General features: G+C 61.2%; 19 protein-coding genes, 1 tRNA gene and 2 pseudogenes. 18 read left to right on the forward strand and 4 right to left on the reverse strand.

The features are described 5' to 3' along the window. The 3 genes and pseudogenes from LB545_RS30445 to LB545_RS30455 form a co-directional block, all read left to right on the forward strand. Window positions 1-87, forward strand: a pseudogene (locus tag LB545_RS30445) (elongation factor Tu); the annotation flags it as partial. A gap of 206 nt (window positions 88-293) precedes the next feature. Continuing rightward, window positions 294-776, forward strand: coding sequence for a group II truncated hemoglobin (locus tag LB545_RS30450; protein ID WP_140686700.1), 483 nt, complete (start codon window positions 294-296; stop codon window positions 774-776). A 210-nt stretch (window positions 777-986) separates the two neighbouring features. Further along, window positions 987-1,062: transfer RNA gene (locus LB545_RS30455), tRNA-Trp, on the forward strand. A gap of 157 nt (window positions 1,063-1,219) precedes the next feature. Here the strand turns inward: LB545_RS30455 and LB545_RS30460 are convergent. Continuing rightward, a complete protein-coding gene (locus LB545_RS30460) occupies window positions 1,220-1,750 on the reverse strand; it encodes a hypothetical protein (RefSeq protein WP_224706276.1) in 531 nt (176 codons plus the stop codon). Next, entirely contained in the window at window positions 1,747-1,986 is a 240-nt protein-coding gene (locus tag LB545_RS30465) for a hypothetical protein (protein WP_224706277.1), read from the reverse strand. Before LB545_RS30465 ends, LB545_RS30460 begins: the two co-directional genes overlap by 4 nt. 177 nt (window positions 1,987-2,163) lie before the next feature. On the opposite strand from LB545_RS30465, the gene LB545_RS30470 reads away from it, so the two are divergent. From LB545_RS30470 to LB545_RS30520, 11 genes are all read left to right on the forward strand, one after another. Continuing rightward, window positions 2,164-3,273, forward strand: coding sequence for a DUF262 domain-containing protein (locus tag LB545_RS30470; RefSeq protein WP_224706278.1), 1,110 nt, complete (start codon window positions 2,164-2,166; stop codon window positions 3,271-3,273). Then, window positions 3,270-4,247: a hypothetical protein gene (locus tag LB545_RS30475; RefSeq protein ID WP_224706279.1), complete on the forward strand. Its 978-nt coding sequence runs from the start codon at window positions 3,270-3,272 to the stop codon at window positions 4,245-4,247. Before LB545_RS30470 ends, LB545_RS30475 begins: the two co-directional genes overlap by 4 nt. Before the next feature lie 607 nt (window positions 4,248-4,854). Beyond that, a complete protein-coding gene (secE, locus tag LB545_RS30480; protein WP_013531408.1) occupies window positions 4,855-5,058 on the forward strand; it encodes a preprotein translocase subunit SecE in 204 nt (67 codons plus the stop codon). Window positions 5,059-5,085: 27 nt separating this feature from the next. Further along, window positions 5,086-5,613 (forward strand): transcription termination/antitermination protein NusG, encoded by a 528-nt coding sequence (gene nusG, locus LB545_RS30485; protein ID WP_140501620.1) that lies wholly within the window; start codon window positions 5,086-5,088, stop codon window positions 5,611-5,613. A 175-nt stretch (window positions 5,614-5,788) separates the two neighbouring features. Beyond that, window positions 5,789-6,217: a 50S ribosomal protein L11 gene (gene rplK, locus LB545_RS30490; RefSeq protein ID WP_140501622.1), complete on the forward strand. Its 429-nt coding sequence runs from the start codon at window positions 5,789-5,791 to the stop codon at window positions 6,215-6,217. 4 nt (window positions 6,218-6,221) lie between these two features. Then, window positions 6,222-6,920 carry a 50S ribosomal protein L1 gene (gene rplA, locus LB545_RS30495; protein ID WP_140501624.1) on the forward strand — a complete coding sequence of 233 codons (699 nt, stop codon included), beginning with the start codon at window positions 6,222-6,224 and terminating at the stop codon, window positions 6,918-6,920. 407 nt (window positions 6,921-7,327) lie between these two features. Continuing rightward, window positions 7,328-7,846, forward strand: coding sequence for a 50S ribosomal protein L10 (rplJ, locus tag LB545_RS30500; RefSeq protein WP_140515456.1), 519 nt, complete (start codon window positions 7,328-7,330; stop codon window positions 7,844-7,846). A 54-nt stretch (window positions 7,847-7,900) separates the two neighbouring features. After that, window positions 7,901-8,278 carry a 50S ribosomal protein L7/L12 gene (gene rplL, locus LB545_RS30505; protein WP_027146630.1) on the forward strand — a complete coding sequence of 126 codons (378 nt, stop codon included), beginning with the start codon at window positions 7,901-7,903 and terminating at the stop codon, window positions 8,276-8,278. A gap of 267 nt (window positions 8,279-8,545) precedes the next feature. Further along, entirely contained in the window at window positions 8,546-12,682 is a 4,137-nt protein-coding gene (gene rpoB, locus LB545_RS30510) for a DNA-directed RNA polymerase subunit beta (protein ID WP_140501628.1), read from the forward strand. A gap of 135 nt (window positions 12,683-12,817) precedes the next feature. Further along, window positions 12,818-17,014 (forward strand): DNA-directed RNA polymerase subunit beta', encoded by a 4,197-nt coding sequence (gene rpoC / locus LB545_RS30515; protein ID WP_140501630.1) that lies wholly within the window; start codon window positions 12,818-12,820, stop codon window positions 17,012-17,014. An 85-nt stretch (window positions 17,015-17,099) separates the two neighbouring features. Then, window positions 17,100-17,765 carry an O-methyltransferase gene (locus tag LB545_RS30520; RefSeq protein WP_140515455.1) on the forward strand — a complete coding sequence of 222 codons (666 nt, stop codon included), beginning with the start codon at window positions 17,100-17,102 and terminating at the stop codon, window positions 17,763-17,765. 49 nt (window positions 17,766-17,814) lie between these two features. Here the strand turns inward: LB545_RS30520 and LB545_RS30525 are convergent, their stop codons facing one another. Together LB545_RS30525 and LB545_RS30530 are read right to left on the reverse strand one after the other, a co-directional pair. Beyond that, window positions 17,815-18,741, reverse strand: a complete 927-nt coding sequence (locus LB545_RS30525) for a Gfo/Idh/MocA family protein (RefSeq protein ID WP_140515454.1) — start codon at window positions 18,739-18,741, stop codon at window positions 17,815-17,817. A gap of 165 nt (window positions 18,742-18,906) precedes the next feature. Beyond that, window positions 18,907-19,188, reverse strand: a complete 282-nt coding sequence (locus tag LB545_RS30530) for a transcriptional regulator (protein WP_140501636.1) — start codon at window positions 19,186-19,188, stop codon at window positions 18,907-18,909. A gap of 483 nt (window positions 19,189-19,671) precedes the next feature. Here LB545_RS30530 and rpsL point away from each other — a divergent pair, with 483 nt between their 5' ends. From rpsL to LB545_RS30550, 4 genes and pseudogenes are all read left to right on the forward strand, one after another. Continuing rightward, complete coding sequence (gene rpsL / locus LB545_RS30535; protein WP_006333356.1) at window positions 19,672-20,043, forward strand: 30S ribosomal protein S12; 372 nt, start codon at window positions 19,672-19,674, stop codon at window positions 20,041-20,043. A 63-nt stretch (window positions 20,044-20,106) separates the two neighbouring features. Then, on the forward strand, window positions 20,107-20,577 hold the full coding sequence (gene rpsG / locus LB545_RS30540; protein WP_008875664.1) for a 30S ribosomal protein S7: 471 nt from the start codon (window positions 20,107-20,109) through the stop codon (window positions 20,575-20,577). A 29-nt stretch (window positions 20,578-20,606) separates the two neighbouring features. After that, the gene (gene fusA / locus LB545_RS30545; protein ID WP_140525521.1) at window positions 20,607-22,697 is read left to right on the forward strand and encodes an elongation factor G; all 2,091 of its coding nucleotides are present in this window, start codon (window positions 20,607-20,609) and stop codon (window positions 22,695-22,697) included. Window positions 22,698-22,762: 65 nt separating this feature from the next. Next, window positions 22,763-22,839: pseudogene (locus tag LB545_RS30550) on the forward strand (elongation factor Tu); the annotation flags it as partial.

The following is a 22,839-nucleotide window of genomic DNA, read 5'->3' on the forward strand; positions in this document are numbered from 1 at the left end:
ATCGCCATGGAAGAGAAGCTGCGCTTCGCCATCCGTGAAGGCGGCCGCACCGTCGGTGCCGGCATCGTCGTCACCATTAAAGAGTAATCGACACCGGCATCAGCCGGATCGAGAAGGAAGGGCGGTCCTCGGGCCGCCCTTTTTGTCGGCGACCGAAGGTCAGCCGTTGGCATGCCGGGGCCGACACGCGGTCGAACGGTAGCCGCGTCATCGAACTGGCCATCGAGGCAGGTTGAGGCTTGCTCGATTTTTCCGCTATCGTCGCTGCAGGCGGCGCTGGGCGGAGGTCAAGTATGAGCCAGGATGTTCCGACACTGTACGAATGGGCCGGCGGCAGCGAAGCGCTCAACCGGCTGACGCAGACCTTCTATGACAAGGTGGCGCGGGATCCGGTCGTCGGGCCGGTGTTCAAGCATATGTCGCCCGACCATCCCGCCCATGTCGCGGCCTTTATCGGCGAGGTTTTCGGCGGGCCGAAAACCTACAGCGAAAAATTCGGCGGCCACCGCGAGATGGTCATGCATCATCTCGGCAAGCATCTGACGGAGGAGCAGCGCCGCCGCTGGATCAGTCTGCTGGCCGATGCCGCCGATGCGGTCGGGCTACCTGACGACCCGGAGTTCCGCTCCGCCTTCATGGGCTATGTCGAATGGGGATCGCGGCTCGCCAGGATGAATTCCAATCTCGGCGAAACGTGCGACCCGGAGACCGAGCCGATGCCGGCCTGGGGCTGGGGCGTGCCCGGCGGACCGTACCGGGTTCCAGAGGCAAAATAGCGTTCAAGATGCACGGCGGCAGGCAGGGTGATCTCCGCGAATGGCATACCGACGCACTCGAGCGTGAAACCGGAGATCGATGGCGGCGGGCTGGCCGTCGTCCATCCCGATTTCCGGGAAAGGGGATGAAGGCGCGTTTGCTTGCAAACCGCTCTTTACAGAGCGCGCGGAAGCTTTTAGGAAACCCCTGCTGCGCTGAGGCGCACGTGTACGGGCATAGCTCAGTTGGTAGAGCGGCGGTCTCCAAAACCGCAGGTCGTAGGTTCGAGCCCTGCTGCCCGTGCCATTATTCCTTCAAGGGAATTAGGCATTAGAACACGCCTCGCGCGCGCTTGGCTGAGGTCTGCAGAGCTGTCGGCTGTCCGAAATTGCCTTACCGCATCGTCGGATAGGCCAGTAGGAGCTGAAACGGGCTGTCGGCGAAGCACGCTGCACCTGTGGAATCATTCCGGCCCCCCTACAACGGCGGTCGGCTTCAAATTGCCAAAAAGGTCGGCAAGGATCTCCTGCAAGCTACTCCGGGGTATGAATGCCGCCCCCGGCACTTCGTGATGATTCTTGCGGATCGGCCGAACACCAGTTTTGTTGGGGGTCACGCGCAGAGAATTGGGATAGTGATCAAGAGCGGCGAGCGGCTCTCCTGGCGCCGCGCCAAACCAAAAGAATGGTCCCATGGCGAGGTCGGATTCAAGACGAATCCAGATCGCGCATCCGCTAGGTTTTTCGGCCAAAGCCCTAGAGAGCGATACGGTGCCGGGCTTCTTTTGGGTGCCGGTCTTGAACTGAATGTGGCGAACAATCTTTCCTCGAGCCATCACCAAGTCGTAGCCGTGGGCGTCGAACTCCGATCGAAGGACCTCGACGTCATAAACACCGAGCCGCCACAGCTCGCGGAGGGCGTCGCCAATGAACACGTGCTCCACGATCCGCTCCCGCAACGTCGAGTAAAGGTAGTTTGATGCGACGGTCGTCATATCCTGTCCACATCGAGGCCTGCGTCGATGAGCCTGCCTGCGATCTTCCGCATCTTCGCAAATTCCGTCCCAAAAGCCGGGCTCAGCCCCACGGCCTCGCAGAACTCTCTACCTGTGAGACCCTCCAGGACATTGGCGTACTTGATTACTTGAACGTGAAGCTCGGCGATATAGCTGTTTCGCGGCGATGTCTCGATCGCAATCTTAATTTTCTTCAATGCTTCGTCGGCCGTCATGCATTCCCCTTTCCGGTCACTTCCTAGGAAAGCCATATAGCCAATAGCATATTGCAATATGCTAAAAGCACAATGCAATTCGCAAGCAGGTTTGAGGGACATCTTGTTCCAGCACGTTAAACCGCAGGCCCGGGGCTTCGACCATACTAGCCAACCAACGGCTGATAGCATATGTTGTTGCAATTAAACGAAAGACATTATGAGCCGATGATGCAGAGAAGACCGACAACACAAGATATTTCCTGGCTGCTTGACCTCCACAGAAATAATCAACTAGACCTGAACCCGCCATATCAGCGTAAAAGTGTTTGGACTCGGGGCGACCGCCAGTTCTTCCTTGACACGATTTTTAGGAATTATCCTAGTCCTGCAATATTTCTCCACAAAACGATTACTGAAAATGGAACGACGACGTATCACGTTGTCGATGGGAAGCAACGGACCCAAACCATCCTGGATTTCAACAATGACAAGATCAAGATAGCGTCTGACTTCGGGGATCTGCGGTTGAATGGCAAAAAATGGTCCGATATCGCGTCAGAGACAGATCTCAAACGTAGATTTTGGAACTATCAATTGACGGTCGAGCTCATCGATTTTGAAGACTCCAACTTAGTCAATCAGGTCTTTGACCGACTCAACAGAAACGCCCGGAAGCTGACCGACCAGGAACTGCGGCATGCCAAATTTGGCGGTTGGTTTATTCAGCAAGCGGAATCTGAGGCTGAGCGAGCTGAATGGCGGACGCTTGGGGTCGTTACGAACGCCAGGTCTAAACGTATGGCGGATGCCCAATTTATTTCGGAGCTGATGCTTGTGCTCCTTGAAGGCCAGGTGTTGGGATTTGACCAAGACACCCTCAACAACCTCTACGCGAAGTATGACGACGTCGAGGATCTTGAGAAACCGTTGGACCAGGAAGCCTTCAGAGTCGCCTTCGATGCCGCCAGAGCGACCCTGCTTGCCCTCGATGGCGAGGGAGGAGGAATAATTCAAAGAGCGGCGCGCGCGTTGGGTAACATCTATACTCTGTGGAGTGTGCTCACACTGAACGAGAACCTGCCTGCGGTGGAGGTATTAAGGCCAAGGTATTCCGCGTTTATGGCTTTGGTGGAGGAACTATCGGCTCAACATGATGTCGGCGAATTCATGCGCACACACGACACCCCAGCCTATCAGAGCGCTTTCAAGTATCTCAATAACTTGAGAGGAGCCAATACCGACCAGAGGCCGCGCGAGCAAAGGGCCGAGGCGCTTCTCGAGGCGCTTCGGCGCGCACCTGAATGAAGATCCCCGGGTCTATCAGAGCAATCTTCCTGGACCGGGAGCCGCTCTACAGCAAGCTAAAGCAGGAGGTCGACAGACGGCTAGTCGGCTTCAAGGATCCTCGTTGGCACTATGAGAGTCGAGTGAAGGTTGAGGAAAGTTTTGCACTGAAGGTGGAAACGGGTCGCGTATCCAACCCGGCCCAAATGGAGGACTTTTTCGCCGCAACATACGTTGTACCCAATCTTTCAGCTATCGATGCAGCTGAGCAGATCGTCAGAAGCAATTTTGCCGTTTTGGAACGGCGGCCAGCTGCGAAGGGCAGCACCCACAAAGCGCCGGAGTCATTTCCCTTCGACGACGTGCGCTTGTTCGCTGCAATAGCATCAGACCCCAGATATCCAGACAGCGGTCTGGAGGGCCTTCGCTTCGAGATTCAGGTTAAGACCTTCCTTCAGCACGCCTGGTCCATTGCCACCCACGACCTCATTTATAAGGCTTCTGGTGTTTCCTGGGCGCAGGAGCGAATTGCTTACCAAGTCAAGGCAATGCTTGAGCACGCCGAGGTATCGATCGAGGAAGCGTCCGCGCTTTCGAAGAGTTCCATAATCGCCAAAACGGACAAAAACATCCGAACAATCGGCGAGATCATCAAGTTTGTTCGTGAGCTATGGGCAGATGACGCACCTCGGGATATCAAGCGCCTCGCAATGAATATTGCCGACGTTTGTGCGACACTCGACATCACTGTCCTTCAATGCGAAGAGGCTGTGCGCGCTCTGGTAGCGGCGAACGGTGGGGCGGTGCCGGTGAATGTGTCTCCCTATTTGGCCATCGTCGAGGCAGTGGCGGCTACTTACCAAGCCAAACTGACCGAATATCTATATCGCAAAAACCCAAGGAAAAACGACAAGAGAATATTGATCACGCGTGAAATAACGCTTCCTGCGGGAATCGAGAAAGCCAAGATGAAACGCGCGATTGTCGTGGAGTGACAGAGCGGTTATCAGAATTGGCTTGGTCAGAAAATCCGACGGTATTTCTGGTTGCTGGCGCAGCAGCAGCCAATCTCCAGAAGAGCCGTCTTACGTTTCTCCGAACCGATCCGTCCGGCGCCACTACCCTGAGGAATAATTGGCAGAAATAACCGGCGCGGATGCGAAACCGCCACGCTGCCACTGATGCAACGTTAGACTGGTGGGCTGCCCGTGCCATTTCCGAAAATGACCATCGAAACGATATTGAAAATGGCCATCAGAAACGATATTTCTGCGGGCTGCCCTTTGAAAATCGGCGACCGGCTTGCCATATTAGGCTGATTGAGGCATAAGGGCGCCATAGCCGGGACGGAACGACTGGATGGTTCCGAGGCGGCGTTTGGTCATAAAGCGGACACTTGCCACTTGCGTGGATCAAGAATCGGTTTTATGTAGACGAAACAGACACGCGACGCGTGGAGCTGGGAAGCCGGCTTTACGCGTCTGATTTGCATGGGCGAAATGATTGCGCTGATTCGGCGCGAAAATGGACCCAGGCGGCACGTCCCGGCCAGCGGGATCATCCAGGAGACCCGGCCAACGGGTCTTGAAGACAGAGCGGCATATGGCTTCGAAAACCACAAATCCTTTCGTCTTTCTCCAGCAGGTTCGCGCGGAGACCGCCAAGGTGACTTGGCCGTCGCGACGCGAAACGATGATCTCGACGGTGATGGTTCTGGCTTTCGCTGTGATCGCGATGATCTTTTTCTTCACCGCCGATCAGCTCATGGGCCTCGCGGTCGAACAGATTCTGGGCATTGGACGCTAAGTCCGGCGATTACGGAGAAGTCGTGAAATGACTACGCGCTGGTACATCGTCCACGCCTATTCGAACTTTGAGAAGAAGGTCGCCGAGGACATCGAGAACAAGGCCAAGCAGAAGGGCCTGTCCGCCGATATCGAGCAGATCGTCGTGCCGACCGAGAAGGTCGTCGAGGTTCGTCGCGGCCGCAAGGTCGACGCCGAGCGCAAGTTCTTTCCGGGCTATGTGCTCCTGAAGGCCAACTTGACCGACGCCGTGTTCTCTCTGGTCAAGAACACGCCGAAGGTCACCGGGTTTTTGGGCGACTCCAAGCCGGTGCCGATCACCGAGGCCGAGGCGCAGCGCATCCTGAACCAGGTGCAGGAAGGCGTCGAGCGGCCGAAGCCCTCGGTTACTTTCGAGATCGGCGAGGCGATCCGCGTCTCGGATGGCCCCTTCGCGTCCTTCAACGGCTTCGTCCAGGAAGTGGACGAGGAGCGGGCGCGGCTCAAGGTGGAAGTTTCGATCTTCGGGCGCGCCGTGCCTGTCGATCTGGAATTCGGACAAGTCGAAAAAGGCTGATCCGAAATCCCTGGCGCCGTTCCGGTGGTCAGGGGAGGCGGCGCGGCAACGCGCGGCCTGAGAACGGTGGGAGGCGAATGCGGCTTTAGCCGGCCGCAGGAACCGCACCACCAGACTGCAACAGCCGGTGTTTTCCCAGATCGAGGGGCCGGCATAGACAAAGGCAGGAATAGAGATGGCTAAGAAAATTGCAGGCCAGCTCAAGCTCCAGGTTGCCGCGGGCTCGGCTACGCCGTCGCCCCCGATCGGCCCGGCGCTTGGACAGCGCGGCATCAACATCATGGAGTTCTGCAAGGCGTTCAACGCGCAGACCCAGGAAATGGAAAAGGGATCGCCGATTCCGGTCGTCATCACCTACTATCAGGACAAGTCGTTCACCTTCGTCATGAAGACGCCGCCGGTGAGCTACTTCCTGAAGAAGGCCGCTAACCTGAAGTCGGGCTCCAAGGAGCCGGGCAAGGTCAAGGCCGGCACGATCGGCCGCGACAAGGTCCGCGCCATCGCCGAGCAGAAGATGAAGGATCTGAACGCAAACGACGTCGAGGCGGCCATGCGCATGGTCGAGGGCTCCGCCCGCTCGATGGGTCTGGAAGTGGTGGGCTGAGATCATGGCAAAGATTGCAAAGCGTGTATCGAAGACCCGCGAAGGCATCGATCCCAACAAGGCTTATACCTTGGGTGACGCGCTGAAGCTGCTCAAGGATCGCTCGACGGTTAAGTTTGACGAGACGATCGAAGTCGCGATGAATCTCGGCGTTGATCCTCGCCATGCCGACCAGATGGTCCGCGGCGTGGTCAACCTGCCGAACGGCACCGGCCGCTCGGTCCGCGTCGCCGTGTTCGCCCGTGGCGACAAGGCCGAGGAAGCCAAGGCCGCCGGCGCCGACATCGTCGGCGCGGAGGACCTGGTCGACATCGTCCAGAAGGGCACGATCGATTTCGATCGCTGCATCGCCACGCCGGACATGATGCCGCTCGTCGGCCGTCTGGGCAAAGTGCTCGGCCCGCGCGGCATGATGCCGAACCCGAAGGTCGGTACCGTCACCACCGACGTCGCGGCCGCCGTCAAGGCATCGAAGGGCGGCGCTGTGGAGTTCCGCGTCGAGAAGGCCGGCATCGTTCACGCCGGCGTCGGCAAGGTCTCGTTCGACGTCAAGGCGCTGGAAGAAAACGTCCGCGCCTTCGCCGATGCGGTGACCAAGGCAAAGCCGGCTGGCGCCAAGGGCAACTACGTCAAGAAGGTGTCCGTCACCTCGACGATGGGCCCGGGCCTCAAGCTCGACGTCTCGACGCTCGCGGCGTCCTGATTAACCGTTTGGATCGGCCGCTGAACGGGCCGATCCGTAAGTGAATTCCGGGCCTGGATCGTTCTGGGCCCGGTACCGGGAGCCGAAAGGTTTCCGGACATCCTGTCCGAGATTGCAGGCGGCCCGGCCTTGATTGAAAAGGGGGGCCTTAATTCATGTGGGCCTGCATGAGACGGGTGAAGACCTGACAACGGAGCAAGCGCTCCAATGAAAGGTTCGAACCGTGTTTGCCTTTTGTCTGCGCATCGTCCGGCTTGCCGGCGATGTGGCGAAAGGGGGCAGGATCCTCGAGCGCTGTTCGGGAGATCCGTTACTGGATGGCCCGGCCGGCAAAAGGCAACCCGACGCCTGTCCTCGTGAATGGGAATGTTCCCGTTAGCAGGATGGGGGTCAACTGGAGATAGGCAGTGGACAGAGCGGAAAAACGCGAACTCGTCACGGGCCTGAACGATGCGTTCTCGAACGCGGGTTCAGTGGTCGTGGCCCACTATGCCGGTATCACCGTCGCGCAAATGAACGACCTCCGGTCGAAAATGCGCGCTGCCGGTGGCACCGTTAAAGTCGCGAAGAACCGTCTCGCCAAAATCGCTCTTCAGGGCACGGACTCCGCATCGATCATCGATCTGTTCAAGGGACAGACGCTGGTCGCCTATTCGGAGGATCCGATTGCGGCGCCGAAGGTCGCGTCCGATTTCGCCAAGGGGAATGACAAGCTCGTCATTCTCGGCGGCGCAATGGGCACCACCTCGCTCAACGCCGACGGTGTGAAGGCACTCGCCACACTTCCGTCGCTCGACGAGCTGCGCGCCAGGCTGGTTGGCATGATCGCCACGCCGGCAACCCGGATCGCCCAGATCGTCAATGCGCCCGCGGCTTCGGTCGCGCGTGTCATCGGCGCTTACGCCCGGAAGGACGAGGCGGCATGAGGCCGTTCCTCGCTATCACAAACACACGTTCGAACCTTATGAAGGAATACAACAATGGCTGATCTCGCAAAGATCGTAGACGACCTTTCGAAGCTGACCGTCCTCGAGGCGGCTGAGCTGTCGAAGCTTCTGGAAGAAAAGTGGGGCGTTTCGGCTGCTGCTCCCGTGGCTGTTGCCGCTGCCGGCGGCGCTGCCGCTGCCGCTGCTCCGGTCGAGGAAAAGACGGAATTCGACGTCGTCCTCACCGATGCCGGCGCTCAGAAGATCAACGTCATCAAGGAAGTCCGCGCCATCACCGGCCTTGGCCTCAAGGAAGCCAAGGACCTGGTCGAAGCGGCTCCGAAGCCGGTCAAGGAAGCCGTTTCCAAGGCCGACGCCGACAAGTTCAAGGCCCAGCTGGAAGCAGCCGGCGCCAAGGTCGAGCTGAAGTAAGCGTAACAATCGGCGGACGGCCTCGCGCCGTCCGCCACTCCCCTCGGGTGACCTGGGGAGGCTGCGTAGCGCGAGATGCACGAAAACCTCTTTCCTGAGGGCCGAAAACCGGCTCTCAGGAAACGGGTTTTCTCCCGTTTTAGCCGGCCGCCGCCAAGTAGTTTGGTAATGGGGCCGGAGAACAGACAGAGAGCCGCTGCCCAGGCGGTTCGGATGCAAGGCGAGCCGCGGCGAGGCTCGCCCCGAGTTTAGAGCTAAGGAGCGACGATGGCCCAGACCCAGACTTTCAATGGCCGCAGACGCGTACGCAAGTTCTTCGGAAAGATCCCGGAAGTTGCGGAGATGCCGAACCTCATCGAGGTTCAGAAGGCGTCCTATGACCAGTTCCTGATGGTGGACGAGCCCAAGGGCGGACGTCCGGACGAGGGACTGCAGGCTGTTTTCAAGTCGGTCTTCCCGATCTCCGATTTTTCCGGCTCCTCGATGCTGGAGTTCGTGAAGTACGAGTTCGAAGGACCGAAATTCGACGTTGACGAATGCCGTCAGCGCGACCTCACCTATGCCGCACCGCTGAAGGTGACGCTGCGCCTGATCGTGTTCGATATCGACGAGGATACCGGCGCGAAGTCGATCAAGGACATCAAGGAGCAGGACGTCTACATGGGCGACATGCCGCTCATGACCTCGAACGGCACCTTCATCGTCAACGGCACCGAGCGCGTCATCGTCTCGCAGATGCACCGCTCGCCGGGCGTCTTCTTCGACCATGACAAGGGCAAGTCGCACTCGTCGGGCAAGCTCCTGTTTGCCGCGCGCGTCATCCCCTATCGCGGTTCGTGGCTCGACATCGAGTTCGATTCCAAGGACGTCGTGCACGCCCGCATCGACCGTCGCCGCAAGATTCCGGTGACGTCGCTGCTGATGGCGCTCGGAATGGACGGCGAAGAGATCCTGTCGACCTTCTACAACAAGATCACCTACAAGCGCGCCGGCGATCACTGGCGCATTCCGTTCAACGTCGATCGTTTCCGCGGCCTGAAGGCCGTCGGCGACCTGGTCGACGCCGACACGGGTGAGGTCGTTGTCGAGGCCGGCAAGAAGATCACCGCCCGCCAGGCCCGCCAGCTCGGGGAAAAGGGCCTGAAGGCGATCAAGGCGACCGACGAGGACCTGCTCGGCAACTATCTCGCCGAGGACATCGTCAATTACGCCACCGGCGAGATCTTCCTCGAGGCCGGCGACGAGATCGATGACAAGACGCTGAAGGTGCTGCTTGGCACCGGCGAGGACGAGATCCAGATACTCGACATCGATCACGTCAATGTCGGCGCCTACATCCGCAACACGCTCGCCGTCGACAAGAACGAGAGCCGCCAGGACGCGCTGTTCGACATCTATCGTGTCATGCGCCCCGGCGAGCCGCCGACGCTCGAAACCGCCGAAGCCATGTTCAACTCGCTGTTCTTCGACAGCGAGCGCTACGACCTGTCCGCCGTCGGCCGCGTCAAGATGAACATGCGCCTCGAACTCAAGGCCGAGGACACCGTGCGCGTGCTGCGCAAGGACGACATCCTGGCCGTGGTCAAGACGCTGGTCGAACTGCGTGACGGCAAGGGCGAGATCGACGACATCGACAACCTCGGCAACCGCCGCGTGCGTTCGGTCGGCGAGCTGATGGAAAACCAGTACCGCGTCGGCCTGCTGCGCATGGAGCGCGCGATCAAGGAGCGTATGTCCTCGATCGAGATCGACACGGTCATGCCGCAGGACCTGATCAACGCCAAGCCGGCGGCTGCCGCCGTGCGCGAGTTCTTCGGTTCCTCGCAGCTGTCGCAGTTCATGGACCAGACCAACCCGCTGTCGGAGATCACCCACAAGCGCCGTCTCTCCGCGCTTGGACCGGGCGGTCTGACCCGCGAGCGCGCCGGCTTCGAGGTGCGCGACGTGCACCCGACGCATTACGGCCGCATCTGCCCGATCGAGACGCCGGAAGGCCCGAATATCGGCCTGATCAACTCGCTCGCCACCTTCGCGCGCGTCAACAAGTACGGCTTCATCGAGAGCCCGTACCGCAAGATCGTCGACGGCAAGCTGACCAATGACGTCGTCTATCTGTCGGCGATGGAAGAGGCCAAGCACCATGTCGCGCAGGCCAATGCCGAGCTCGACAAGGATGGCCGCTTTGTCGACGAATTCGTCATTTGCCGCAGTGCCGGCGAGGTGATGATGGCGCCCCGCGAAAACGTCGACCTGATGGACGTTTCGCCCAAGCAGATGGTGTCGGTGGCCGCGGCCCTGATCCCGTTCCTTGAGAACGACGACGCCAACCGCGCGCTGATGGGCTCGAACATGCAGCGCCAGGCCGTGCCGCTGGTGCGCGCCGAAGCGCCGTTCGTCGGCACCGGCATGGAGCCGATCGTCGCCCGTGATTCGGGCGCCGCCATCGGCGCCCGCCGCGGCGGCATCGTCGACCAGGTGGACGCGACGCGTATCGTCATCCGCGCCACGGAAGACCTCGATCCGGGCAAGTCCGGCGTCGACATCTACCGGCTGATGAAGTTCCAGCGTTCGAACCAGAACACCTGCATCAACCAGCGTCCGCTGGTGCGCATGGGCGACCGGGTCAACAAGGGCGACATCATCGCGGACGGTCCTTCGACCGAGCTCGGCGATCTGGCTCTCGGCCGCAACGTGCTGGTCGCGTTCATGCCGTGGAACGGCTACAACTACGAGGACTCGATCCTCCTGTCCGAGCGCATCGTCGCCGACGACGTCTTCACCTCGATCCACATCGAGGAGTTCGAGGTCATGGCGCGCGACACCAAGCTCGGACCGGAGGAAATCACGCGCGACATTCCGAACGTCTCGGAAGAAGCGCTGAAGAACCTCGATGAAGCCGGCATCGTCTATATCGGTGCCGAAGTTCAGCCGGGCGATATCCTGGTCGGCAAGATCACGCCGAAGGGCGAAAGCCCGATGACGCCGGAAGAAAAGCTTCTGCGCGCCATCTTCGGCGAAAAGGCATCCGATGTGCGCGACACCTCGATGCGCATGCCTCCGGGTACCTTCGGCACCGTCGTCGAGGTGCGCGTGTTCAATCGCCACGGTGTGGAGAAGGACGAGCGCGCCATGGCGATCGAGCGCGAGGAGATCGAACGCCTCGCCAAGGACCGTGACGACGAGCAGGCGATCCTGGATCGCAACGTCTACGCGCGCCTTTCCGACGTGCTCGTCGGCAAGGAAGCGATCGCCGGACCGAAGGGCTTCAAGAAGGGCTCGACGCTGTCGAAGGATACGCTCGACGAGTATCCGCGTTCGCAGTGGTGGCAGTTCGCCGTGGAGAACGAAAAGCTCCAGAGCGAACTGGAAGCCCTGCGCGGCCAGTACGACGATTCCAAGAAGGCACTCGAACAGCGCTTCATGGACAAGGTCGAGAAGGTGCAGCGCGGCGACGAAATGCCTCCGGGCGTCATGAAGATGGTCAAGGTCTTCGTGGCGGTGAAGCGCAAGATGCAGCCGGGCGACAAGATGGCCGGCCGTCACGGCAACAAGGGTGTCGTGTCGCGCATCGTTCCGGTCGAGGACATGCCTTTCCTCGAGGACGGCACGCATGCCGATATCGTGCTCAACCCGCTGGGTGTGCCGAGCCGCATGAATGTCGGCCAGATCCTGGAAACGCATCTGGGCTGGGCTTGCGCCGGAATGGGCAGGAAGATCGGCGAGATGATCGACGCCTACAAGTCTGCCGGCGACATCAAGCCGCTGCGCAAGACGCTGGAGAGCTTCATGCCCGCCAACGACCGCAACGAGCCGGTCCGCGAGTATGACGACGAGAGCATCGTTCGCCTGAGCGAGCAGATGCGCCGCGGCGTCTCGATCGCGACCCCGGTGTTCGACGGCGCGCACGAGGCCGACATCAACGTCATGCTGGAGCAGGCGGGCCTGCACACCAGCGGTCAGTCGCAGCTCTATGACGGACGCACCGGCGAGCCGTTCGATCGCAAGGTGACGATGGGCTACATCTACATGCTCAAGCTTCACCACCTCGTGGATGACAAGATCCACGCGCGTTCGATAGGTCCGTACTCGCTCGTCACCCAGCAGCCGCTGGGCGGCAAGGCGCAGTTCGGCGGCCAGCGCTTCGGCGAAATGGAGGTCTGGGCGCTGGAAGCCTACGGCGCCGCCTATACGCTGCAGGAAATGCTGACGGTGAAGTCGGACGACGTCGCCGGCCGCACCAAGGTCTACGAGGCGATCGTCCGCGGCGACGACACCTTCGAGGCCGGCATTCCCGAGAGCTTCAACGTTCTCGTCAAGGAGATGCGGTCGCTCGGCCTCAACGTCGAATTGGAGAACACCAAGCTCGACGAAGCCCCGGTTCGGCTGCCCGACGCAGCGGAATAAACAAGACACCCGGTCGCGGGAGAGGCTCCCGCGACCGGGTGCACCAAATTCTTCGGCCGGTGGGCCGACCACTCAGCGGGCATTTGCCCCGCATCAGATGCAAGGGGTTTTCGAGGACCCCGAAAGGAGAACGGCATGAACCAAGAGGTCATGAATCTCTTCAATCCCCAGGCGCCGGCGCAGGTGTTCGATTCCATCCGGATATCGCTCGCCAGCCCTGAGAAGATTCTGTCCTGGTCGTTCGGCGAGATCAAGAAGCCGGAGACCATCAACTACCGCACCTTCAAGCCGGAGCGTGACGGTCTGTTCTGCGCGCGCATTTTTGGCCCGATCAAGGACTACGAGTGCCTGTGCGGCAAGTACAAGCGCATGAAGTACAAGGGCGTCATCTGCGAAAAGTGCGGTGTCGAGGTCACGCTGTCGCGCGTTCGCCGCGAGCGCATGGGCCATATCGAGCTGGCGGCACCCGTCGCCCATATCTGGTTCCTGAAGTCGCTGCCCTCGCGCATCGGCACGCTGCTCGACATGACCCTGAAGGACATCGAGCGCGTCCTCTACTTCGAGAACTACATCGTCACCGAACCCGGCCTCACCGCGCTGAAGGAGCACCAGCTGCTCAGCGAGGAAGAGTACATGATCGCCGTCGACGAATATGGCGAGGATAGCTTCACCGCCATGATCGGCGCCGAGGCCATTCATGACCTTCTGGCCGGCATGGACCTGGAGAAGATCGCCGGCGACCTGCGTTCGGAGCTGGCTTCGACCACATCCGAGCTGAAGCAGAAGAAGTATCTCAAGCGGCTCAAGGTCGTCGAGAACTTCATGGAGTCCGGCAACCGTCCGGAATGGATGATCATGAAGGTGGTTCCGGTGATCCCGCCGGACCTGCGCCCGCTCGTCCCGCTGGACGGCGGACGTTTCGCGACGTCGGACCTCAACGATCTCTATCGCCGCGTCATCAACCGCAACAACCGTCTGAAGCGGCTGATCGAGTTGCGTGCCCCCGGCATCATCGTGCGCAATGAAAAGCGCATGCTGCAGGAGGCCGTCGACGCGCTGTTCGACAACGGCCGCCGTGGCCGCGTCATCACCGGCGCCAACAAGCGTCCGCTGAAGTCGCTGTCGGATATGCTCAAGGGCAAGCAGGGCCGGTTCCGCCAGAACCTGCTCGGCAAGCGCGTCGACTATTCCGGCCGTTCGGTCATCGTCACCGGTCCGGAGCTCAAGCTGCACCAGTGCGGCCTGCCCAAGAAGATGGCGCTCGAACTGTTCAAGCCCTTCATCTACGCCCGCCTCGACGCGAAGGGTTACTCCTCGACCGTCAAGCAGGCGAAGAAGCTGGTCGAGAAGGAGCGTCCGGAAGTCTGGGATATCCTCGACGAGGTCATCCGCGAGCATCCGGTGCTCTTGAACCGCGCGCCGACGCTGCACCGCCTCGGCATCCAGGCGTTCGAGCCGATCCTGATCGAAGGCAAGGCGATCCAGCTGCATCCGCTGGTCTGCACGGCCTTCAACGCCGACTTCGACGGCGACCAGATGGCGGTCCACGTGCCGCTGTCGCTGGAAGCGCAGTTGGAAGCCCGCGTGCTGATGATGTCAACCAACAACATCCTGCACCCGGCTTCCGGCGCGCCGATCATCGTGCCGTCGCAGGACATGGTTCTGGGTCTCTACTACCTCTCGATCGTCAACCAGAACGAGCCGGGCGAGGGCATGGTGTTTGCCGACATGGGCGAACTCCAGCACGCGCTCGAGACCAAGGCGGTGACCCTGCACGCCAAGATCAAGGGCCGCTTCCGCTCGGTCGACGCCGAGGGCAAGGTCGTGTCGAAGATCTACGACACCACGCCTGGCCGCATGATCATCGGCGAGCTTCTGCCGAAGAACGTCAACGTGCCTTACGAGACCGCCAACCAGGAGATGACCAAGAAGAACATCTCCAAGATGATCGACACCGTCTACCGCCATTGCGGTCAGAAGGAGACGGTCATTTTCTGCGATCGCATCATGGCGCTCGGTTTCGCCCATGCCTGCCGCGCCGGCATTTCGTTCGGCAAGGACGACATGCTGATCCCGGATACCAAGATCAAGCTGGTGTCGGACACCGAGGCCTTGGCCAAGGAATACGAGCAGCAGTACAATGACGGCCTGATCACGCAGGGCGAAAAGTACAACAAGGTCGTCGACGCCTGGGCCAAGTGCTCGGAAAAGGTCGCCGACGAAATGATGGCCCGCATCAAGGCGGTCGAGTTCGAGGACAATGGTCGTCAGAAGCCGATGAACTCGATCTACATGATGTCGCACTCCGGTGCGCGCGGCTCGCCCACCCAGATGCGCCAGCTCGCCGGCATGCGCGGCCTGATGGCCAAGCCATCGGGTGAAATCATCGAGACGCCGATCATCTCGAACTTCAAGGAAGGCCTGACCGTGCTCGAGTACTTCAACTCGACCCACGGCGCCCGCAAGGGTCTGGCGGACACCGCCTTGAAGACGGCGAACTCGGGCTATCTCACCCGTCGTCTGGTCGACGTGGCGCAGGACTGCATCGTCAACTCCGTGGACTGCGGCACCGACAAGGGCCTCACCATGCAGCCGATCGTCGATGCCGGTCAGGTCGTCGCTTCGGTCGGCCAGCGCGTGCTGGGCCGCACCGCGCTCGACGACATCAACCATCCGGTGACCGGCGAATTGCTGGTCAAGGCCGGAACGCTGATGGACGAGCGCGACGTGGAGCAGATCGAGAAGGCCGGCGTGCAGTCGGTCCGGATCCGCTCGGCGCTGACTTGCGAAGTCAGGGTCGGCGTCTGCGCGGTCTGCTACGGACGCGATCTGGCCCGGGGCACCCCGGTCAACCAGGGCGAGGCCGTCGGCGTCATCGCGGCGCAGTCGATCGGTGAGCCGGGCACCCAGCTCACCATGCGTACCTTCCACATGGGCGGTACGGCGCAGGTGGTGGATAGCTCGTTCCTTGAAGCCTCCTATGAGGGCAAGGTCGAGATCCGCAACCGCAACGTGGTGCGCAACTCGGACGGCCAGCAGATGGTCATGGGCCGCAACATGGCGGTGCTGATCCTCGACGAAGCCGGCAAGGAGCGCGCCACGCACCGCGTCACCTATGGTTCGCGCATCTTCGTGGATGATGGCGACAAGGTGAAGCGCGGCCAGCGCATCGCCGAGTGGGATCCTTACACCCGCCCGATCCTCACCGAAATCGAGGGCAAGGTGGCGTTCGAGGATCTGGTCGACGGCATTTCCGTCCAGGAAACGGCCGACGAGTCGACCGGCATCACCAAGCGCGAGGTCATCGACTGGCGTTCGACGCCGCGCGGCAACGACCTGAAGCCGGCGATCGTCGTTCAGGACGCCAAGGGCAAGGTCGGCAAGCTGTCGAAGGGCGGCGATGCCCGCTTCCTGCTCTCGGTCGAGGCCATTCTCTCGGTCGAGCCGGGTGCTCAGGTTCGCCCTGGCGACGTCCTGGCGCGTATCCCGATGGAAAGCGCCAAGACCAAGGACATCACCGGCGGTCTGCCGCGTGTTGCCGAGCTGTTCGAGGCCCGTCGTCCGAAGGATCACGCCATCATCGCAGAGATCGATGGTACGATCCGCTTCGGCCGCGACTACAAGAACAAGCGCCGCATCATCATCGAGCCGCATGACTCGACGCTTGAGCCTGTCGAATACCTGATCCCGAAGGGCAAGCCGTTCCATCTCCAAGACGGCGACGTCATCGAGAAGGGCGACTACATCCTCGACGGCAATCCGGCGCCGCACGACATCCTGGCGATCAAGGGCGTGGAGGCGCTTGCGTCCTACCTCGTCAACGAGATCCAGGAGGTCTACCGTCTGCAGGGCGTGTCGATCAACGACAAGCACATCGAGGTGATCGTTCGGCAGATGCTGCAGAAGGTCGAGATCACCACGCAGGGCGACTCGACCTATATTCCGGGCGACCACGTCGACGTGATCGAACTGGAAGAGGTCAACGAGCGCCTGATCGAGGACGGCAAGAAGCCGGCCGAAGGCCAGCCGGTGCTGCTCGGCATCACCAAGGCTTCGCTGCAGACGCCGTCCTTCATCTCGGCCGCCTCCTTCCAGGAGACGACCAGGGTGCTGACGGAAGCCGCGGTTGCCGGCAAGACCGACATGCTGCAGGGCTTGAAGGAAAACGTCATCGTCGGCCGGCTGATCCCGGCCGGTACCGGCGGCACGATGAGCCAGATCCGCCGCATCGCCACCTCGCGCGACGAACTGATCATCGACGAGCGCCGCAAGGCCTCCGGTGTCGAAGTCGCCGAGCCGATGCTGGCCGACATGACAACCGCCGCGCAATAAGCGCGGCGGCAAGAGATCTCAGGCAACAAGGCCGCCGGGGCAACCCGGCGGCCTTTTCGTTTCAACGAACAATCGAGGAAGGCAGATGAGCACGAAAACCTGGACGGCTGTCGATAACTACATCGTTTCCTCGCTCTTCGAGGCGGATCCCGTTCTCGACGCGGTCCTGGCGGCCAACCGCGACGGTGGCTTGCCGGCGATCGACGTCTCGGCGGCGCAAGGAAAGCTGCTCTCGCTGCTGGTGCGCATTCGCGGCGCGAAAAAGGTGCTCGAGATTGGTACGCTGGGCGGTTATTCCACCATTTGGATGGCGCGGGGATTGCCGGCCGGCGGCAAGATCGTGACGCTCGAACTCGATCCGCACCACGCCAAGGTCGCGCGTTCGAATTTCGACCGGGCAGGGGTTTCCGAACGGATCGATCTGCGAGTCGGGCCGGCGCTGCAGTCGCTCGCTGCGCTGGGCGCCGAAAATGCCGGGCCGTTCGACCTCGTTTTCATCGACGCCGACAAGCCTAACAACCCCAACTATCTCTCCTGGGCCATGCGGCTCTCGCGCTCGGGAACGGTCATCGTCTGCGACAACGTCATCCGTGACGGCGCGGTGCTCGACGAGGACGGTCGCGACGCCAACATCGAAGGTGCACGCGCGGCGTTCTCTTTCATCGGCGGCGACAAGCGCCTGGACGGCACCGCGATCCAGACTGTCGGCGCCAAGGGCTATGACGGGTTTGCCATAGCGATTGTCGATTGAGTTGTTGCGATAGGCGGACCGGATCGCGGATCCGGTCTACGGCCGCTGTTCAGTCGAAGAACGCCTCGACCACATTGCGCTTGCCGAGCATGAAGGCGTCGGCGACATGCTGGAGGGGCGCGAGATCGACATCGGAAGTGCCGGCGCGCACGATTTCGGCGAAACGCCTGTAGAGTTCAGGATATTCCGCTTCCGGTTCTTCATGGACGACGCGGCCGTCGATGGCGAGTTTCGAGCCACCGCCCGAGAGCACCATCTTGCCGGCATCGGTATCGGCGAGAATGTCCCAGCTCTGCGGCCCGGTCTGGAGCCAATCGAGATCCATCGTCACCGCCGACCCGTTCGCCGCGCGGAAGGCGACCTGGGCGGCGATCGGCGCGTCGCGGTTCTCCGGGAAGTCGAGCGCGGCCGAGGTGATGTACATGGCGGGCAGGATGTAGGTCGCGATCGACAGCGCGTTGATGCCTGGATCGAAGACGCCGAAGCCGCCTGGCTGCCAGATCCAGTCCTGGTTCGGGTGCCAGCGGCGCACGTCTTCCTTCCAGACGATTGCCGCTGATTTGATTTGCGTCGCGGCCAAAAAAGTCCGCGCCGCTTCAACCGCCGGCGCATAGCGCGAATGCCAACTGGCGAACAGCGACACGCCCTGTTTCGTCGCCAGCGCCTTCAGGTCCTCGACCTCGCTGACCGTGGCGCCGGGCGGCTTTTCCAGGAACACGTGCTTCTTCGCCTCGAGCGCGGTGCGCGCCGCAGCGTAGCGGAATTGCGGCGGCATGCAGAGTGAGACGGCGTCGAGTTCGGGAACAGCGCCAAGCATCGTCTCGATATCGGGAAAATTATGGATGTCTTCAACCTTGCCATGCCGGCTGGCAGCGGCGATCAGCCGGTAGTCCCGGTCCTTGGCGAGCGCCGGAAGGTGTTGGTCGCGGACGATCTTGCCGACACCGACAATGCCTATCTTGATGGGCTGGGACACTGCCGCTCCGTCTGTTGGATAATGGTGAGCGCTTCTTATCAGAACACTTGCCCCGGGCAAGCCGAAGCCGAAAGGTCAACTCCGTCTTTGCCGGAGCTGCAGCGCCGGCCTTTCACTCGTTGGAAGGCTCCAGCGCCGATTCGAACGGCGAGGGCCGGCACGCTTTCAGATCGGCACATCGAAGGTCACGATCGACACTTCGCCTTCGAGCGCGCCCTGGAAGGCCGAAAGATGCGGCTCCTCGTCGGGCTCGCCCTCCATGTCGCCGATCTGGTCGAGCTCGGCTTCGGCGTAACCTTCCGCCGCCAACGATTCGAGCGCACGGCGCACCGCCGAATCGTCATCAGGCGCAACCAGCATGACGTGCACGCCTTCCGGCTTGCCGCCTTTTCTCTTCCACACCCGGCCGGTGATGATAGTGACCGGGCGTTCCTCGTTGTCGTTCACGGGCCGATTCCTTCGCGGCAAGGGGCTTTGACTGTTCATGCGGCTTTTTCGCATGAAGCCGCGCCGCGCAACAGCCAAAAGCCATTCACTTTGCTAAAGGCTTGGCACTTTCTTCCTCGCCCTTGCAAAATTACGAAAGAAAATTACATGCGGTTTACGCATGGCTGCCAAGCCCCGGCTTCAATGCAATATTTGCCGCTCCGGGGTTGACGGTACGCGGGCTTGCGAGTAGAAGCCGCCCAGTCAGAACCGATGTGAGGCTCTCCCTTCCGAAGCGACACGCTTTGGAGTTTGCCTCAAACAGGGTTCGTTTTACGAGCGAAAAGACATTTCCGGCGTGCACGAAGCGGTATCCGCTTCCTCTGCGATTTGTTCGGGCAAGACCGCGAGGCGCGGTTTGTGGCCCGAATTTGCGTATGGAAATGACGCTTTGAGCGAGCCTTGACCGGCACGAGACACGGAATTGAGAGACAAGAGGGTTTAATGCCTACCGTCAACCAGCTGATCCGCAAGCCGCGCATTGCGCCGGTGAAGCGCAACAAGGTCCCGGCCATGCAGCAGAACCCGCAGAAGCGGGGCGTCTGCACGCGCGTCTACACAACGACGCCGAAGAAGCCGAACTCGGCGCTGCGCAAGGTGGCCAAGATCCGCCTGACCAATGGTTTCGAGGTGATCGGTTACATCCCCGGCGAAGGTCACAACCTTCAGGAGCACTCCGTGGTCATGATCCGCGGCGGCCGCGTCAAGGACCTTCCGGGTGTCCGTTACCACATCATCCGCGGCGTGCTCGACACGCAGGGTGTGAAGAACCGCAAGCAGCGCCGTTCGAAATACGGTGCCAAGCGTCCGAAGTAAGGTTTTCCGGCTTCGGCGCTTTTTTGACTGCGCCGGGCTATGAGAGATTGAGAGACAAAAGCCATGTCCCGTCGTCACAGTGCAGAAAAGCGTGAGATCAATCCGGACCCCAAGTTCGGCGATCTGATCGTCACCAAGTTCATGAACGCCGTCATGTATGACGGCAAGAAGTCGGTTGCCGAGACCATCGTCTACGGCGCGCTCGACCAGGTCCAGTCGAAGACCAAACAGGAGCCGGTCACCGTCTTCCATCAGGCGCTCGACAATGTCGCGCCGCATGTGGAAGTGCGTTCGCGTCGCGTCGGCGGCGCCACCTACCAGGTTCCGGTCGACGTGCGCCCCGAGCGCCGTCAGGCGCTGGCCATTCGTTGGCTGATCGCCGCGGCCCGCAACCGCAACGAGACCACCATGGTCGACCGCCTTTCCGGCGAGCTGATGGACGCGGCCAACAACCGCGGCACCGCCGTGAAGAAGCGTGAAGACACCCACAAGATGGCTGAAGCCAACCGCGCCTTCGCGCACTACCGCTGGTAAAGCGCGAAAGAGACTGAGAGGCAGTTACGATGGCTCGCGAATATAAAATCGAAGACTACCGCAATTTCGGTATCATGGCGCATATCGACGCCGGCAAGACGACGACCACCGAGCGCGTCCTCTATTACACGGGCAAGTCGCACAAGATCGGCGAAGTGCACGACGGCGCCGCGACCATGGACTGGATGGAGCAGGAGCAGGAACGCGGCATCACGATCACGTCGGCCGCGACCACGACCTTCTGGAAGGGCCGTGACGGCAAGATGCACCGCTTCAACATCATCGACACGCCCGGACACGTCGACTTCACCATCGAGGTCGAGCGTTCGCTGCGCGTGCTTGACGGTGCCATCGCGCTGCTCGACGCCAATGCCGGTGTGGAGCCGCAGACGGAAACCGTCTGGCGCCAGGCCGACAAGTACCGCGTGCCGCGCATGATCTTCTGCAACAAGATGGACAAGACCGGCGCCGACTTCTACCGCTCGGTCGAGATGATCGGCTCGCGCCTTGGTGCGCAGGCTGTCGTCATGCAGCTGCCGATCGGCGCCGAGACCGAATTCAAGGGCGTTGTCGACCTGGTCGAGATGAACGCGCTGGTCTGGCGCGACGAGACGCTGGGCGCTGCCTGGGATGTCGTCGAGATCCCGGCCGACCTCAAGGCCCGCGCCGAGGAATACCGCGAGAAGATGATCGAGGCCGCCGTCGAGATGGACGAGACGGCTCTTGAAAACTACCTCGAAGGCAAGATGCCGTCGAATGACGAGATCCGCGCGCTGATCCGCAAGGGCACCATCGCGGTCAAGTTCTTCCCGATGTTCTGCGGCTCGGCATTCAAGAACAAGGGCGTGCAGCCTCTGCTCGACGCGGTCGTGGAATACCTGCCGTCGCCGGCCGATGTGCCCGCGATCAAGGGTGTCGATGCCAAGACCGACGCCGAGATCGAGCGTCACGCCGTCGACGACGAGCCGCTGTCGATGCTGGCGTTCAAGATTATGAACGACCCGTTCGTCGGTTCGCTGACCTTTGCCCGCATCTATTCGGGCAAGCTCACCAAGGGCATCTCGGTCGACAACACCGTGAAGGGCAAGAAAGAGCGCATCGGCCGCATGCTGCAGATGCATGCGAATTCCCGTGCCGACGTTGAAGAGGCCTATGCCGGCGACATCGTCGCTCTCGCAGGTCTCAAGGACACGACCACCGGCGACACGCTGTGCGATCCGCTTCATCCGGTCATCCTCGAGCGTATGGAATTCCCCGATCCGGTCATCCAGATCGCCATCGAGCCGAAGACCAAGAACGACCAGGAAAAGATGGGCCTCGCTCTGCATCGCCTGGCTGCCGAGGATCCGTCCTTCCGCGTCAAGACCGACGAGGAAAGCGGCCAGACCATCATTTCCGGCATGGGCGAGCTGCACCTCGACATCATCGTCGACCGCATGCGCCGCGAGTTCAAGGTCGAGGCCAATGTTGGTGCGCCGCAGGTGGCTTATCGCGAGACGATCACCCGCAGGCACGAGCAGGACTACACGCACAAGAAGCAGACCGGTGGTACCGGGCAGTTCGCCCGCGTGAAGATCGTGTTCGAGCCGAACCCCGATGGCGAGGATTTCGTGTTCGAATCCAAGATCGTCGGCGGCGCTGTGCCGAAGGAATACATCCCGGGTGTCGAGAAGGGCCTGCTGAGCAAGATGGGTTCCGGCCCGTTTGCCGGGTTCCCGATGATCGGCGTCAAGGCTACCTTGATCGACGGCGCTTTCCACGACGTCGACTCTTCGGTGCTCGCATTCGAAATCGCTTCCCGCGCTTGCTTTATGGAAGCTTCGCCGAAGCTCGGCGTGCAGCTGCTCGAGCCGATCATGAAGGTCGAGGTCGTGACGCCGGAAGATTATGTCGGCGGTGTCATCGGCGACCTCAACGGCCGTCGTGGCCAGATCCAGGGCCAGGAAGCCCGCGGCGTGGCAGTCGTCATCAACGCGATGGTGCCGCTCGCCAACATGTTCAAGTACGTCGACAATCTGCGCTCGATGAGCCAGGGCCGTGCGGCATACACGATGCAGTTCGACCATTACGAGCCGGTCCCGACCGCGGTCGCCCAGGAAGTCCAGAAGAAATACGCGTAACCCGGCAGGGTGCTGCGGCAACTTAATTAAGAGCCCGTACGGGCGAGCAGGAATGGAGACATCACATGGCAAAAGGTAAATTCGAGCGCACCAAGCCGCATGTGAACATCGGCACGATTGGCCACGTTGATCATGGCAAGAC

The organism is Mesorhizobium sp. BR1-1-6, from assembly GCF_020165355.1.
GTDB lineage: Bacteria > Pseudomonadota > Alphaproteobacteria > Rhizobiales > Rhizobiaceae > Mesorhizobium.

Excerpts from the sequence above, each read along its gene's own strand:
- LB545_RS30450 (WP_140686700.1), top strand. The coding sequence starts at position 294 with ATGAGCCAGGATGTTCCGACACTGTACGAATGGGCCGGCGGCAGCGAA.
- LB545_RS30460 (WP_224706276.1), bottom strand. The coding sequence starts at position 1,750 with ATGACGACCGTCGCATCAAACTACCTTTACTCGACGTTGCGGGAGCGG.
- LB545_RS30465 (WP_224706277.1), bottom strand. The coding sequence starts at position 1,986 with ATGACGGCCGACGAAGCATTGAAGAAAATTAAGATTGCGATCGAGACA.
- LB545_RS30475 (WP_224706279.1), top strand. The coding sequence starts at position 3,270 with ATGAAGATCCCCGGGTCTATCAGAGCAATCTTCCTGGACCGGGAGCCG.
- secE (WP_013531408.1), top strand. The coding sequence starts at position 4,855 with ATGGCTTCGAAAACCACAAATCCTTTCGTCTTTCTCCAGCAGGTTCGC.
- nusG (WP_140501620.1), top strand. The coding sequence starts at position 5,086 with ATGACTACGCGCTGGTACATCGTCCACGCCTATTCGAACTTTGAGAAG.
- rplK (WP_140501622.1), top strand. The coding sequence starts at position 5,789 with ATGGCTAAGAAAATTGCAGGCCAGCTCAAGCTCCAGGTTGCCGCGGGC.
- rplA (WP_140501624.1), top strand. The coding sequence starts at position 6,222 with ATGGCAAAGATTGCAAAGCGTGTATCGAAGACCCGCGAAGGCATCGAT.
- rplL (WP_027146630.1), top strand. The coding sequence starts at position 7,901 with ATGGCTGATCTCGCAAAGATCGTAGACGACCTTTCGAAGCTGACCGTC.
- rpoB (WP_140501628.1), top strand. The coding sequence starts at position 8,546 with ATGGCCCAGACCCAGACTTTCAATGGCCGCAGACGCGTACGCAAGTTC.
- rpoC (WP_140501630.1), top strand. The coding sequence starts at position 12,818 with ATGAACCAAGAGGTCATGAATCTCTTCAATCCCCAGGCGCCGGCGCAG.
- LB545_RS30520 (WP_140515455.1), top strand. The coding sequence starts at position 17,100 with ATGAGCACGAAAACCTGGACGGCTGTCGATAACTACATCGTTTCCTCG.
- rpsL (WP_006333356.1), top strand. The coding sequence starts at position 19,672 with ATGCCTACCGTCAACCAGCTGATCCGCAAGCCGCGCATTGCGCCGGTG.
- rpsG (WP_008875664.1), top strand. The coding sequence starts at position 20,107 with ATGTCCCGTCGTCACAGTGCAGAAAAGCGTGAGATCAATCCGGACCCC.
- fusA (WP_140525521.1), top strand. The coding sequence starts at position 20,607 with ATGGCTCGCGAATATAAAATCGAAGACTACCGCAATTTCGGTATCATG.